Here is a 973-nt window from a genome sequence, read left to right as displayed (position 1 = left end):
GGTGGGCACTCTAAGGAGACTGCCGGTGACAAACCGGAGGAAGGTGGGGATGACGTCAAGTCATCATGGCCCTTACGGCCTGGGCTACACACGTGCTACAATGGTCGGTACAGAGGGTTGCCAAGCCGCGAGGTGGAGCTAATCCCACAAAACCGATCGTAGTCCGGATCGCAGTCTGCAACTCGACTGCGTGAAGTCGGAATCGCTAGTAATCGCGAATCAGAATGTCGCGGTGAATACGTTCCCGGGCCTTGTACACACCGCCCGTCACACCATGGGAGTGGGTTGCACCAGAAGTAGCTAGTCTAACCTTCGGGAGGACGGTTACCACGGTGTGATTCATGACTGGGGTGAAGTCGTAACAAGGTAGCCGTAGGGGAACCTGCGGCTGGATCACCTCCTTAATCGACGACTCAGCTGCTCCATGAGCTCCCACACGAATTGCTTGATTCATTGAAGAAGACGATAGAAGCAGCCCGAAATTGGGTCTGTAGCTCAGTTGGTTAGAGCGCACCCCTGATAAGGGTGAGGTCGGCAGTTCGAATCTGCCCAGACCCACCAATTTTGTGTGGGAAACGCCTGTAGAAATACGGGGCCATAGCTCAGCTGGGAGAGCGCCTGCCTTGCACGCAGGAGGTCAACGGTTCGATCCCGTTTGGCTCCACCACTACTGCTTCTGATTGTGTAAAGCTTAGAAATGAGCATTCCATCGGTTCGATGGTGAATGTTGATTTCTAGTCTTTGACTAGTTCGTTCTTTAAAAATTTGGGTATGTGATAGAAAGATAGACTGAACGTTACTTTCACTGGTAACGGATCAGGCTAAGGTAAAATTTGTGAGTTGAATTGCGAATTTTCGGCGAATGTCGTCTTCACAGTATAACCAGATTGCTTGGGGTTATATGGTCAAGTGAAGAAGCGCATACGGTGGATGCCTTGGCAGTCAGAGGCGATGAAAGACGTGGTAGCCTGCG

2 tRNA genes and 1 rRNA gene are annotated in these 973 nt (G+C 51.6%); all 3 read left to right on the top strand.

From position 1 onward, the window contains the following. A 16S ribosomal RNA gene (locus KW849_RS30965) occupies positions 1-404 on the top strand; the annotation flags it as partial. An 80-nt stretch (positions 405-484) separates the two neighbouring features. Then, positions 485-561, top strand: a tRNA-Ile gene (locus tag KW849_RS30960). Between the two features lie 30 nt (positions 562-591). Further along, positions 592-667: transfer RNA gene (locus KW849_RS30955), tRNA-Ala, on the top strand. The last annotated feature ends 306 nt before the right edge of the window (positions 668-973 follow it).

The organism is Pseudomonas sp. PDM26, from assembly GCF_019219185.1.
Lineage (GTDB): Bacteria > Pseudomonadota > Gammaproteobacteria > Pseudomonadales > Pseudomonadaceae > Aquipseudomonas.
This window is presented reverse-complemented; position numbering and strand designations above follow the sequence as displayed.